The sequence below is a fragment of the Oceanobacillus jeddahensis genome (assembly GCF_000750635.1).
In the GTDB taxonomy this organism is placed as follows: domain Bacteria; phylum Bacillota; class Bacilli; order Bacillales; family Amphibacillaceae; genus Oceanobacillus; species Oceanobacillus jeddahense.
Map to the genome: position 1 here is coordinate 868,029 of NZ_CCDM010000001.1, position 14,140 is coordinate 882,168.

Sequence of the window (14,140 nt, forward strand, 5' to 3'; positions counted from 1 at the left end):
GTTGCCTCATCATGCTGCTTAGTTAAAGAAAATAGCATAAGCCCATGCATAAGTAAAATTTGACTTCCAAAAAATGTTGTTAAAAATCAAATTTTCTGTTAGTCTTGTCTGTGATTCACATTTTTTACATAAGTCTGTCTTTTTTTGAATGAAAAAATTGACAAAATATAATAGCAGTTTCAGACGTGGAATCATTTTTAAACAATACATATAATTAAAATTTAGGTATATAGACTTATTTTTAGATTGTTCAATCCGCTGTGAATCAGTTCTTTTGGCAGAAATGCTTTTATTTTCGTGAAATTTTTACTAAATAAATAGTAGTTTTCTGCCGATAAAGAGAAGGAAAGTAAAATTAAATAGGAGGTGCGGCAGTTTGAGGAAAAAATGGATTCCTCTTCTAGTCATTGCTTTATTGATTATTTCACCATTTTCCACTGCGGGTGAAGTGTACGCGATGAGTAATAATCAATCGAAGGAAAGTCAGCAGAGCGATGAGCACATAGAAGAGGAAGACAACAACAGAATAGACGCGGAACAGGACGCTTCGGACAATGAAGCAGAGTTAGAAGAAGTGCGATTTCAGCTGGGTGATGAAGAGGAAGCAATTCAAGAACTGAAAGAAGATTTAACAGAGCTTGGATTTGCTGCATTAGAGGACCCGACGGAATATTTCGGCTTACATACAGAAGAATCTGTAAAGGTATTTCAAGCTTTTCATGACATAGAAGAGACAGGAATTGCGGACGAAGACACACTGCAAATGATAGAAGACTTGCTATCGGAAGATTCCTTTGATCGTGAAGCGCATCTGGAGTTCAGTAAGCCAGAAGAATTTGAGACAGAAGCGGAAGAAGTCGAGCAAAATGCTGAGGCAGAAGAAGGCGTAGAATCGGAAGAAGGCACAGAATCCGAGGAAGGCCAGGAATCTGAAACAGAAGAAGGCACAGAATCCGAAGAAGGCCAAGAATCTGAAACAGAAGAAGGCGCAGAATCGGAAGAAGGCCAAGAATCTGATGTAGAGGAAGGCGCAGAATCGGAAGAAGAGCAAGAATCTGAAGTAGAAGAAGGCGCAGAATCGGAAGAAGAGCAAGAATCTGAAGTAGAAGAAGGCGCAGAATCGGAAGAAGGCCAAGAATCTGATGTAGAGGAAGGCGCAGAATCGGAGGAAGAGCAAGAGTCTGAAGTAGAGGAAGGCACAGAATCGGAGGAAGAGCAAGAATCTGAAACAGGGGAAAGCGCGGAATCCGAGGAAGAAGACCAAGAAATTGGTGAGCAACGTTTGGACGAAGTAGAAACGTTTGCTGCCCAAAGTACGTATCAGCAGGGAGATAGACACTCAGAAATCGCTAAGTTTAAGAAAAAATTAAACGCAATCGGTTTTAGTTATATCACAGAAACAACGCTCTTTGGCAGTTTCATGGAAACGCAGGTAACGCGATTCCAAGAATACTATGGTCTTCCTGCTAATGGAAAGATGGACCGGGCAACGAAAGAAAAGCTCGACAGTGTCTATAACAGTCCGTTCCAACAAGGGAAACGTCATGATGATATCCCGGATATCAAACAGAAGCTCAATAATCTTGGATATGGGTATATCAGTGTCACGACGCTTTTTGGAACCTTTATGGAACAAAAAGTAGAGCAATTTCAAAGAGATCATGGACTTCGTGTCAGCGGGATTGCGGATGAAGTAACTTTGGCTAAGTTGAATGAGCTGGCTCCGCAGGATACGTACCAGCGTGGAGACAGACATGAGGACATGATTCAATTCAAGCAGCAATTGAACGCGGTTGGTTTTGGCTATATCACAGAGACGACACTCTTTGGAAGTTTCATGGAAACACAGGTTAAAAGATTCCAAGAATACTATGGACTTTCCGTTAACGGTCAAATCGACGAAGCAACGAAGGAAAAGCTGGACAGTGTTTATAACAGCCCATTCCAGCAAGGAGAACGTCATGATGATATTCCGGATATGAAGCGGGATTTAAATAATCTTGGCTACGGATATATCAGTATCACGACACTCTTTGGCAGCTTTATGGAGCAAAAAGTAGAGGAGTTCCAAAGCGACCAAGGTTTACGAGTGAATGGAATCATAGATGAAGTAACCTTAGATAAAATGAATGAGCTGGCTCCATTAGATACGTACCAGCGCGGAGACAGACACGCGGATATTGTGACGTATAAGGAGCAATTGAACGCTGTAGGCTTCGGGTATATCACAGAGACGAATCTATTTGGAAGTTTCATGGAAACACAGGTAAAGAGATTCCAAGAATACTATGGACTTTCTGTTAATGGGCAAGTCGACGAAGCAACGAAAGAAAAGCTCGACAGTGTCTATAACAGTCCATTCCAGCAAGGGAAACGTCACGATGATATTCCGGATATCAAACGGGATTTAAATAATCTTGGTTACGGGTATATAAGTATCACGACGCTCTTTGGCAGTTTTATGGAGCAAAAAGTAGAAGAGTTTCAAAGAGATAATGGTTTACGAGTGAACGGAATCATAGATGAGGTAACGTTAGCGAAATTAAATGAGGAAGCGCCACAGGATACGTACCAGCGCGGAGACAGACATGCAGATATTGTGACGTATAAGGAGCAATTGAACGCAGTTGGCTTTGGCTATATTACAGAGACGACACTCTTTGGAAGTTTCATGGAGACGCAAGTGAAAAGATTCCAGGAATACTATGGACTTGATGTCAATGGAATAATCGATAATGCTACAAAAATAAAACTGAACAGTGTCTATAACAGCCCATTCCAGCAAGGGAAGCGTCATAATGATATCCCGGATATCAAACAAAAATTAAATAGTCTGGGCTATGGTTATATTAGTATTACCACGTTATTTGGCAGCTTTATGGAACAAAAGGTAGAACAGTTCCAAAGAGACAACGGCTTACGAGTAAATGGAATAATTGATGAAGTTACATTGAGCCGAATCAATCAAGCGTTTGATCAGCAATCGAATGTAAAAATCTTTCTTGATCCAGGCCATGGAGCGCATGACCCAGGCGGTCAAGGCTACGGATTAAATGAGAAAGACGTTGTATTAGACATTGCGCTGGAAACAGAGCGAATACTTACGAGTAAGTATCAAGGTGTTGAAGTAGAAATGTCAAGAAGATCAGACGTGTTTGTTGAATTAACAGAACGGGCAAACCATGCAAATAGATGGGGTGCTGATTATTTTGTAAGTTTTCATAACAACGCCTTTAATGGGTCTACAGGCGGATTTGAATCGTATATCTACAATGGGGGCGTTTCTCAGGAAACAAGAAATAGACAAAATGACGTTCATTCGTATATTTCTTCCCGTTTAAATGTTTCCGATAGAGGACAAAAGTCAGCGAACTTTAATGTTCTGCGGAACACAGATATGCCGGCGATTCTTATTGAATACCTGTTTATCGATAATTTCACAGAAAACGCATTGCTGAGAAGTGACAGCTATAAAAAACAGCTGGCAAAGTATACAGCGGATGCCATTGCGCAATCTTATAATCTGCAAAGAAGATAAGAAACAGCATTTATTCAAGATTAATAGAAAAGAGGATTTTCCGACAACATAATAACGGGGAAAATCCTCTTTTTTAGTGTGTTTGTTTAGAAATAGAAATCGAGTAGATGGAGACTCAATTAACTGATTCAATTTTCCTGTTGCGGTGCAATAAATAAAATGTCACCGCAACAGGAAAACCAAAATCCACTAAAAGAGAAACCCATGCTTCTATAGGGATTTACCACTTTTGATTTAATAAACAAATTTGAAAAGAACAAGCTTTAATCAATTGTATAAAAGACGATGCCATGAGGAGAGGTTCCTCATGGACAAAGTCCTATTCAAAAGAAGAATTATAATTCAATGTCTTCCACAATACGTTCGACGATGCGGGCGCTGTGTATCTCAGTCAGTTCGCCGCCTGTCGAGTAAAGTGCATTTTCCTGAAGGATCGTGTCCATTGCTTCCTGAATGGTTTCAAGGTCGACTGGTTCTACCGGATGATCCAACGTATAAGTTACAATACGGTTTTCTTCATTTAGAAATTTTAATTCCAGTTTTCGCATGTTTTTTCACCTCCTTTCTTCTCTGGTTTCAACGATTAGGCTTCTTCTTCATAAATGTCTGAAGCATCCCGGCGCGTGATCGCGTAAAGCGTATGCTGCTGAACAGACGCAAATGCGTGCGCTGTCTGCAAAAGCTGTTCAGCAGTAGCTTCAGGTTTAACATTGCTGAATCGTTTTTGCTTAAAGACAAACTCTCCGGTCATTGGATCGATGCCTTCATTTAGCGTTAGCTGCAAAACGGATTCCGTTAATTCTGCGACTACCATGGTTTATCACCTCCTCTCATCCTTATAGTCGTTTTTGATCTCCAAAAAGGGGCGTGTTAAAAAAATAATTTATTTTGTTATCCGGGAAGTAACACGAAAAAGAAGAGAACATAGCTATTTATATATGTATTTTCTATCTATGTTTAAGGTTGTTATGTAGTTCAAAAGACATGTGTCTTTTATTCGATAATATGAAACTAGTAAAATAATGAATCTTTCATGAACTTTTTCTATATTAAAGCGATTTCACCTTTAAAAAAATTACTTAATAAATGATTGGGTATTGCCGATATATAAATAGAAAGCTAGAATAAAATATAGGAGGTGGAAAGATTTGAGAAGAAAGTGGTTTCCTTCCTTGTTGGTCATTTTATTGGTAACTTCTCCATTTGCTTCCGTAAGTGAAGTATATGCGATGAACAATCAATCAAAGGAAAACGAGCAAAATGATGACCAAGAAGATAGGAATAAAGAATCAGTTGATGAACAGGATTCTCCCACGGATGAAGCAGTGTCAGAAGAAATAAAACTCGAACTAGGTGATGATGCTGAAGAAATTCAAGAGCTAAAAGAAGATTTAACAGAGCTTGGATTTGCTGCATTAGAAAAGCCTACAACTTATTACGGGCTACATACAGAAGAAGCTGTAAAAGCATTTCAAGAGTTTTATGACATAGAAGACACAGGAATTGCAGATGAAGATACACTACTAACAATAGAATACATTTTATCAGACGATTCATTCGACCGTGAAGAGCATCTGGAGTTCAGTAAACCTGAAGAATTTGTGACGGAAGAGGAAGAAGTCGAGGAATTACCGGAAACAGAGGAAGAGTCAGAAGAAGGCTCTTCATCAGAAACAGAGGAAGGTACTGAAGAAGAATCGGAAGAAAGCTCTGAATCTGAGAAAGAGGAAGGTACTGAAGAAGAGACAGAAGAAAACTCTGAATCTGAGAAAGAGGAAGGTACTGAAGAAGAGACAGAAGAAAGCTCTGAATCTGAGAAAGAGGAAGGTACTGAAGAAGAGACAGAAGAAAGCTCTGAATCTGAGAAAGAGGAAGGTACTGAAGAAGAGACAGAAGAAAGCTCTTCATCAGAAACAGAGGAAGGTACTGAAGAAGAATCGGAAGCAAGCTCTGAATCTGAGAAAGAGGAAGGTACTGAAGAAGAGACAGAAGAAAGCTCTTCATCAGAAACAGAGGAAGGTACTGAAGAAGAATCGGAAGAAAGTTCTGAATCTGAAAAAGAAGAAGGTACTGAAGAAGAAACAGAAGAAAGCTCTGAATCTGAGAAAGAAGAAGGTACTGAAGAAGAAACAGAAGAAAATGCTGAAGTAGAAGAAGATCAGCAAATTAACATACAAAATTTTGCTATAGCATCAGTATTTTCTGCAAATAATACTTACAAACAGGGCGACAGACACAAAGATATTGTTACATTTAAGAAGCGGTTAAACGCAATTGGTTTTGGCTATATCACCGAGACAAACTTATTTGGGAGCTTTATGGAAACGCAAGTAAGGAGATTCCAATCATACTATGGACTAGCAGCTAATGGTCAAATGAACCAAGCAACAAAAAATAAATTAAATAGTGTGTATAATAGTCCATATCAAAGAGGAAAGACCCATAATGATATAAAAGAGATAAAGAAGAAACTAAACAGTTTGGGTTATGGCAAGATAACTGAAACAAATTATTATGGAAGCTATATGGAAAGTCAGGTAGAAAAATTCCAAAGGGATCAAGGTCTACGAGTAAGTGGAATAGTAGATGAGGTAACGTTAGCAAAACTAGATCAAATAGCACCAAAAAATACGTATCAACATGGAGACCGACATGCGGAAATAGTTAAGTTTAAACAACAATTAAACGCAGTAGGTTTTGGCTATATCACGGAGACAAACTTATTTGGGAGCTTTATGGAAACGCAAGTAAGAAGTTTCCAATCATACTATGGACTAGCAGTTAATGGTCAAATGAACCAAGCGACAAAAAATAAATTAAATAGTGTGTATAATAGTCCATATCAAAGAGGAAAGACCCATAATGATATAAAAGAGATAAAGAAGAAACTAAACAGTTTGGGTTATGGCAAGATAACTGAAACAAATTATTATGGAAGCTATATGGAAAGTCAGGTAGAAAAATTCCAAAGGGATCAAGGTCTACGAGTAAGTGGAATAGTAGATGAGGTAACGTTAGCAAAACTAGATCAAATAGCACCAAAAAATACGTATCAACATGGAGACCGACATGCGGAAATAGTTAAGTTTAAACAACAATTAAACGCAGTAGGTTTTGGCTATATCACGGAGACAAATTTATATGGAAGTTTCATGGAAACACAAGTAAAGAGATTCCAATCATACTATGGATTAAATGTAACTGGTAAAATGAATAAGGCAACAAAAGACAAGCTAAACAATGTATACAACAGTCCACTTCAAAGAGGAAAACGTCACAATGATATTCCTAATATTAAGCGACAATTAAATAATTTAGGATATGGTCATATAAGTGTTACCTCTTTTTTTGGAGATTTTATGGAGCAGAAAATAAAAGAATTTCAAACAGATCATGGCCTGCGTGTAAGTGGAATAGCCGATGAAGTAACTGTGGCGAAGTTAAAAGAACTTGCACCTAAGGACACATATCAACGTGGAGACAGACATGCGGAAATAATTAAGTTTAAACAACAATTAAACGCAGTAGGTTTTGGCTATATTACGGAGACAAATTTATATGGAAGCTTCATGGAAACACAAGTAAAGAGATTCCAATCATACTACGGGCTAAGCGCAACTGGTAAGATGAATAAAGCAACAAAAGATAAGTTAAACAGTGTTTATAGCAGTCCACTTCAAAGAGGAAAACGTCATAATGATATTCCGGAAATTAAGCGGCAATTAAACACTTTAGGTTATGGCTATATAACAGTTACCACACTTTTTGGAAGTTATATGGAAAGTCAAGTAAAACAATTCCAAAGAGATAATAATTTAAGAGTGAATGGGATAGTAGATGAAAGAACACTAGCAGCTCTTGATGAAGCTATCAGTAATCGTTGGGTTGTTAATCATGAATCTTTTAACGTAACTCTAAACCAGGCATTAAACACACAAATGAATCAATTGCAACAGACTGATATGTATCGAAATAATTCTGCTTATGTGCATAAGAATTATGTGAATGGTTCAAACATAACAACTGCAAATGTAAACGTACGCTCATCGGCAAGCAATTCGAGTCACATTTACGGACAGATAAGCAGAGGGACAAGGGTTACTATTCTCGGTTCTACTGGTAATTGGTACAGAATCAGTTACAGTGCTTGGAGAAATCCAACAAGAAGTGATGTAAGAAATTATCTGAATCCAGATAATAATGATATCTTCCAGCATTTAGACTTAACCAGCAGTGTTGGTGTCACAGCTTCCTCATTGAACAGAGATGTTTTAAGCGGGAAAGGCATACTTGCTGGTAGAGGACAAGCCTTTATAACAGCAGGAAGTCAACATAATGTTAACGAAATTTATTTGATTTCTCATGCTTTATTAGAAACTGGTAATGGAAATTCAGCTTTAGCAAGAGGGATTGAAGTAGGATTAAATAGCAGTGGTAATCCTGTTGTTGTTACTTCATCTAATCGAAGTAGTCTTCGAAATATAAGAACAACATATAACATGTATGGTATTGGTGCTGTAGATGGTAATGCTCATAATGGTGGAGCGATCAGAGCTTACAACGAAGGTTGGTTTTCACCAGAGCAAGCTATCATTGGTGGTGCTCGATTTATAGGAAGCAGCTACATTCACAATCAATATAATCAAAATACGTTATACAAAATGAGATGGAATCCAGCAAATCCAGGCTATCCACAATATGCGACAGATATTGGCTGGGCAGTGAAACAAGTTCCTAGTATCAAAAGATTATATGATATGTTGAATAATCCAGTATTCAAATTTAATGTTCCACAATATCGTTAACCTTTTTAAACACTTGATTCTTTTCTCCGGAAAGGAATTCAAGTGTTTTTTGCTTTTTTCGATCACAGTATTCGTCGAATTATGGTATGATAAACGAAAGAAAGGGTAATAGAATATTAAGGTAATCATTTACTAGAATACTAGAAGTAGGTGAAAAACTATGTGGAGTGCAGCTGAATTGCTGATCGCGTTTGCTATCGCACTTTTAACAGCAATTATCACGACACCGATTATCATAAGCGTTTCGAAAAAATTAAATCTAGTAGATCAACCTGATCAAAGAAAGCAACATCAAAAGGCTGTATCAAGCATTGGCGGTCTGGCTATTTTCTTCGGTATCGCTGCAGGTTTCCTTTATTTACAACCAGAACATCCACAAATGACGGCGATCGTTGTTGGTGCATTGATTATGCTCTTGACAGGGTTTTTGGATGATATTTTTGACCTTCGTCCCGGCACAAAGTTATTAGGTCAAGTATTTGCTGCTTCTGTGGTAGCTTATTCGGGATTAGTGATTGAGAAATTAACATTACCTTTCATGGGGACCGTTTTCTTGGGGGAATATGTTGGAATAGCCCTCACTATTTTCTGGATTGTTGCTGCTGCCAACGCAATTAATTTAATTGATGGACTGGACGGACTGGCTGGAGGAGTATCAACCATTGCATTTATCAGTATCTTGATTATGGCGATCATGGATTATCGTGTCATTGTCATTGGGCTATGTGTCTTGTTAATTGGTGCTACACTCGGGTTTTTAGCATTCAATTTTCATCCTGCTAAAATCTTTATGGGAGACACAGGAGCATTATTTTTAGGGTATTCGATTGCAATTATATCCATGCTCGGACTATTCAAAAATGTAGCCTTTTTCAGCTTTGTTATCCCAATCATCGTGATTGCACTTCCGGTATTTGATACATTACTTGCGATTATTAGACGAATTAATAATAGACAAGGTATTTCTGTAGCTGATCGAAATCATATTCACTATCTATTACTAAAAAATGGCTATTCTCATAGACAATCTGTATGGATTATTTATGCATTCAGCATGTTCTTTGGTGCAATGGGGATTGTGGTTAACAATGCGCAGCTGATGACATCCTTAGCTATTTTTTGCTTCGTTATTCTGGGTATACACTTATTCTCTATTATATGTGGTATTAGAACGAGCAGAGGCTTTGTCTTTTTCGCTAATAGAAAAGATGGGATGGATAAGAGACGGTTAAAATAAAAATAGGATTCAAAACCCTCTTTATTCCTCGTTTTTTGTAGGAATAAAGAGGGTTTAAATTATTTGAGACAATCAAATTTTAACTGATCGCTATTAAGTTATCCTACCACAAGTTTACCCTTTGCTTAGAGTTCCTGGAAACATACCGTCTATCACTTTTGAAACAACTTCACGCTTTTCACCTTCCCAAGGGAAATGATGCATGGTCAGCATAGCATGTGCGTTTATTTCTAAGATATGATAATCGTCCCCGTTTATTAGTACATCTACGCCGCATACTCGTAACCCTGGTATAGCAAGGATAGCTTTTCGAATAGTTTCTTTCAATTCGGGTTGTATATCATCTGTTACATCTATAGCATCGCCGCCTGTAGAAACATTTGAATTATTTCTAAGGTAAATAGTTTCTCCTTTTTTAGGTATAACGTTAAAAGATAATCCCTGTTTTTTTAAGACACGTTCACTTTCTTCTCCCATATCCAATTTTTTATGCAAGGGATTTTTCCGCTGCGAACGTTGTTTATTCTTAGAAGTAATCAACTGCTCAATATTTTTCAAATCATCACCGACAATATTGGCAGGTACTCTTTTTACCACTGCTACAATGTCATTTTTTACAAAAGTAAATCGATATTCTGCTCCTTCGATAAACTTTTCAATTAAAATTTCATCGCGTACTTCAGCAATTTTCTCAAAGCATGCTTTAAATTCATCATAAGTGTCTATTTTTACAAATACAAGTTTTCCCATAATACCATCATTTGGTTTCACCACGACTGGAAGAATATCTTCAGCCCATTTCCAGGCTCTATTAACTTCGTACGTTAAAAAGACAGCATTTTCCAGGGAAGAATATCCCATTCCTCTGAGGAAATTACCAGTCGCATTTTTATATTTCGTAAGCTTTCCTGCCAATCTGGTATTATAAGCAGATGATATTTTTCCTCCTCGGATGATATAGCTTTTTTTATCATAACTCATTTTAAATTGTTTATTAGGTAACGCTTCAAATGTAACACCGCGGTTATATGCTTCTTCAGCTAGTATTCTGTTAGATGTGCTCAAAGATCGGCCGGTAATTTCTTTTATATTCATGTACTTACACCTCTTTAAACAGACTTTTTCTTATTATACCATTTGAAAAAGGAAGGGTAGAATTTTAATTATAAAACATATAAGGAATTCCATAAAAAAACTCTTTCCCAATCAAGCTGGGAAAGAGTTTCATAGCTAATACGGATTCCCGTATTCGTCTGTTTCTTCATTCGTTTCTTCTTGATAAGGGTCCTCTTGGTAAGGATCCTCCTCTTCTTGGTAAGGTTCACCCTGTTCTTCCTGGTAAGGGTCGCCTTGCTCTTCGTAAGAACCTTCTTCTTCGTATGTTCCTTCTTCAACAGGTTCTTCTGCATTAGGATCTTCGTAAGTTTCTTCTTCTTCCGGAGATCCTTCTGCACCATTTGTTGTTCCATCATCTTCCTCATCAGCATAGGAACTGGAGAGTTCTAAGTGATCCTTCAGCATCATTTTCGTTTCTTCTAATGCAGGTTCATCAAGTAACCAATAATAAGCGGATCCAGGCTGATAGTCACTACCTTCTAACGTGTGATCCTCAATATTAAGGCCGCCAGTAGCAAACGTAATAAATGTCATCATCTCATTGAAAGTCATATTCGTGTTCATATTGTTGCCAACAGCTGCAATCAAGTCATCAAACCTAAACACTGATCCGAGTGATGTTGCTTTATCGGCTACACCATTAACGACTTCCATTTGTCGTTTTCCACGCTCAATATCATTATCTAACTTCCGGGTTCGTGCAAACGCTAATGCTTCTTCCCCATCAACTGTTTGTTCTCCAGGATAGAGGTGGATAGCGTCTCGTTTATCCATGGAATCGGACTCTTGAAATTCATATGGTACGTCTACATCAATACCACCGATAGCATCAACAACATCTACAAATGCGTGGAAATTAACACGTACATAATAGTCCACTGGAATATCTAATAAATTTTCGACAGTCTCAATTGTTGCTTTTGGCCCGCCAAGGGCATGAGCATGTGTGATTTTATCCTCTGTACCCGATTCTGGGATATAGGTATACGTATCACGAGGGATACTTACTAATTTTACACTTTTATCATCTTTATTAAAGGTTGCTAACATTAATGTATCGGAGCGGGAACTTTCTGCGTTTCCCCGATGCTCATTCTCATCGACGCCAATGATCAAGATAGAAACATTGTCGATATTAGGGTCAACCTCAAAATCCCTTAGATCTGATTTATCACGGCCGTCATCTTCATAAGAACCAGTGACAGCATTATTTGCTTTAACATATAAATAACTTCCATAACCTACTACTGTCAGTAAGGCCAGGCCTACAAAAATTAAGGTAAATAAAACACCTTTTCGGAGTTTACGCTTTTTTCGCGTGACTCTGCGGCCTCGCATATTTTTTTGTTTTACCATTACAAATCTCCTTTTTTTACAAGAAATATCGACTGATTTCTTTGTAAAGCCCATTTAATTTTACTATGGAATGAATAATTAGTAAATTTACAATTGCATTACATCTTTTTTATTATGAAAAGGGAAATACTAGCTTTTATATTGCATAAGTACTGCGAAAACGTCCAATTGGGGCACGGTGAATGTAAAGTGATTGAAACAATATGTTTTCGTTGCTTAGGTGTCACCTCTTAAATTATCCTTAATAATAGTGGAAGAAATGCCATCTGTCCGTGGGAGGTATACAACTTCACAAAAAGAGCACAGTTCATCAAACTTTCCTTTCCAATCATTCCCCATCACGAAGGTGTCGACTTGATATGTCAAAATATCATCTTTTTTTTGCTCCCAGATCCTCTCTGGAATTACTTTATCAACATAACGTACCGATTCAAGAATGACTTTCCGATCTTGATAGGAATAAAAAGACTGCTTATGCTTTAGTATATTAAAATCATCGGTGGATAATCCTACAATAAGATAATCACCCATTTCTTTTGCGCGTTTTAATAAATTCACATGACCAACATGTAATAAATCAAAGGTTCCATAAGTGATAACAGTACGTATCATTTCCACCTCCTAAAAGCTTATTAAAGTAATAGTAACATAAGAAAAGAAGGAAGAATAAACGAGAGTAACAAAAAAATGTGTTTTCTTTAATGAAAGTGGGAATACAGGTTAAATGAGGAATAATTATAGACTGTCATGAAGTAGTGAGAATAATATAAGGGTTTGTTGTAGAATAATCTCGAAAATAGTCAGCCGGGAATTTAACAATAGCATAGAAGTGAAACGAAATTCCCGGCATAACAACTAACAAAGCGGTTTAAACGAATTCTTTTGGAGCACGTTCCGCATTTTGTGCTACTAAATAAGCATAATAATCGGTGCGTAATGCAGCTACTTCTTCTTGCAGTAAAGAAGCATCCGGCGCACTGTTTGCTTCGAAGAGAAAGAGATGCTTATCTTTGTCTATTCCGATATCAAGACCAAGCGTCGCTAACTCTTTTTTTCGTGTTTGCTCTATTTTTTTGGCGAGGCTTAATGCTGCAGCATCGAGGTGGTCATCAACGGATGGAGCTTCTTCTATAAATTTTAGTTTTAAAAACATGCTGGCATCAAATGTAACTCCGGCTTGCTGATTATTAGGAGAAACAATTTGATCTGTTCCTACACGGATATATTTTTTCACAATGACCCACTTGCCTTCTTTATTCTTTTCTAAATGAATCCGGCAGTTAAATGGTTCATCCTGTTCAGTTCTAGAAGGAATATATTTTTGGACAATATATTTTCGTTTGGAAATAATTTGTTGAAAATATACAAAGGTCTCTTTCAATGTCATTTTGGTTTTTGCATTCTGGTGACTAACTATAAATTCATCTTTATCCAGTTGTTCGATTTTGTATATATTTTCTCCAGCTGGATTATAGACTGGTTTGACGACAACTTCACCATATTTCAATAGGAAGCCTTTAATAATAGAGAATGTCTTACATCGGGAAGTTGGAATCGCATATTTTTGCAATTTCGAATCCTCTTCAAGGACCTTCTGTATACTTTCTTTGGAGAGTTTATTTCTCCCGTCTTCTGTTAAGTAGGCATATTCTTCCAGGTATTTGATGGTTTCTTTGGATTTTAAGCAAAAGGAAGAAACATCAATAATTTCAGGTATATTTCCTTCTGTTGCTTCCCAAGTATTTCCATTTAGAATCATTCCTGATGTGGAGTTGTTTTCTTCGTTAACATCGCTTGGTGTCATATACAGGATATCGATTCCCTTTGATTTTGCTTCGATAGATATATGTTTAGCTAGATCGGTTGGTTCTTTGAAAGGCTGCATTAATCCTACTAACATGGAATCTTTTCTCCTCCTATTTATTCGTTATTCTAATTATCTACCAGTCATTTTACCATAATCTATTGTGATTTGGAGAGGCTTTTTAGAAAAATAATAAAAATGAAACATTTGTCAAGCAGGAAGACAGGGAATTTTGTACGATACAACTTACATAGGGTTTCTAAAAATAAGTTGAGCATTGTAAA

Annotated in this window: 10 protein-coding genes and 2 pseudogenes; 5 read left to right on the forward strand and 7 right to left on the reverse strand. The window is 37.2% G+C overall.

What is annotated here, in order from left to right; translation table 11 throughout:
* Positions 1-376: 376 nt before the first annotated feature.
* Positions 377-3,538 (forward strand): peptidoglycan-binding protein, encoded by a 3,162-nt coding sequence (locus tag BN986_RS26880; protein WP_052400616.1) that lies wholly within the window; start codon positions 377-379, stop codon positions 3,536-3,538.
* Between the two features lie 111 nt (positions 3,539-3,649).
* Here the strand turns inward: BN986_RS26880 and BN986_RS26885 are convergent.
* From BN986_RS26885 to BN986_RS03905, 3 genes and pseudogenes are all read right to left on the reverse strand, one after another.
* Positions 3,650-3,752, reverse strand: a pseudogene (locus BN986_RS26885) (YvrJ family protein); the annotation flags it as partial.
* A 121-nt stretch (positions 3,753-3,873) separates the two neighbouring features.
* Positions 3,874-4,086, reverse strand: coding sequence for a DUF2922 domain-containing protein (locus BN986_RS03900; protein WP_040978326.1), 213 nt, complete (start codon positions 4,084-4,086; stop codon positions 3,874-3,876).
* Between the two features lie 35 nt (positions 4,087-4,121).
* Positions 4,122-4,352: a DUF1659 domain-containing protein gene (locus BN986_RS03905; RefSeq protein ID WP_040978327.1), complete on the reverse strand. Its 231-nt coding sequence runs from the start codon at positions 4,350-4,352 to the stop codon at positions 4,122-4,124.
* Positions 4,353-4,767: 415 nt separating this feature from the next.
* On the opposite strand from BN986_RS03905, the pseudogene BN986_RS28045 reads away from it, so the two are divergent.
* From BN986_RS28045 to BN986_RS03915, 4 genes and pseudogenes are all read left to right on the forward strand, one after another.
* A pseudogene (locus BN986_RS28045) lies at positions 4,768-5,049 on the forward strand (peptidoglycan-binding domain-containing protein); the annotation flags it as partial.
* Positions 5,050-5,248: 199 nt separating this feature from the next.
* Positions 5,249-5,689 (forward strand): hypothetical protein, encoded by a 441-nt coding sequence (locus BN986_RS28050; protein ID WP_392392253.1) that lies wholly within the window; start codon positions 5,249-5,251, stop codon positions 5,687-5,689.
* Positions 5,690-5,781: 92 nt separating this feature from the next.
* Positions 5,782-8,343 carry a peptidoglycan-binding protein gene (locus BN986_RS03910; RefSeq protein ID WP_392392254.1) on the forward strand — a complete coding sequence of 854 codons (2,562 nt, stop codon included), beginning with the start codon at positions 5,782-5,784 and terminating at the stop codon, positions 8,341-8,343.
* Positions 8,344-8,503: 160 nt separating this feature from the next.
* Complete coding sequence (locus BN986_RS03915; RefSeq protein ID WP_040978328.1) at positions 8,504-9,580, forward strand: MraY family glycosyltransferase; 1,077 nt, start codon at positions 8,504-8,506, stop codon at positions 9,578-9,580.
* A gap of 114 nt (positions 9,581-9,694) precedes the next feature.
* On the opposite strand, the gene BN986_RS03920 is transcribed toward BN986_RS03915, so the two are convergent.
* From BN986_RS03920 to BN986_RS03935, 4 genes are all read right to left on the reverse strand, one after another.
* Entirely contained in the window at positions 9,695-10,675 is a 981-nt protein-coding gene (locus BN986_RS03920; protein WP_040978329.1) for an ATP-grasp domain-containing protein, read from the reverse strand.
* Between the two features lie 135 nt (positions 10,676-10,810).
* Positions 10,811-12,052: an LCP family protein gene (locus BN986_RS03925; protein WP_081922101.1), complete on the reverse strand. Its 1,242-nt coding sequence runs from the start codon at positions 12,050-12,052 to the stop codon at positions 10,811-10,813.
* Between the two features lie 216 nt (positions 12,053-12,268).
* Complete coding sequence (gene tagD, locus BN986_RS03930) at positions 12,269-12,661, reverse strand: glycerol-3-phosphate cytidylyltransferase (RefSeq protein ID WP_040979168.1); 393 nt, start codon at positions 12,659-12,661, stop codon at positions 12,269-12,271.
* 259 nt (positions 12,662-12,920) lie between these two features.
* Complete coding sequence (locus BN986_RS03935) at positions 12,921-13,952, reverse strand: YheC/YheD family protein (protein ID WP_040978331.1); 1,032 nt, start codon at positions 13,950-13,952, stop codon at positions 12,921-12,923.
* Positions 13,953-14,140 lie beyond the last annotated feature (188 nt).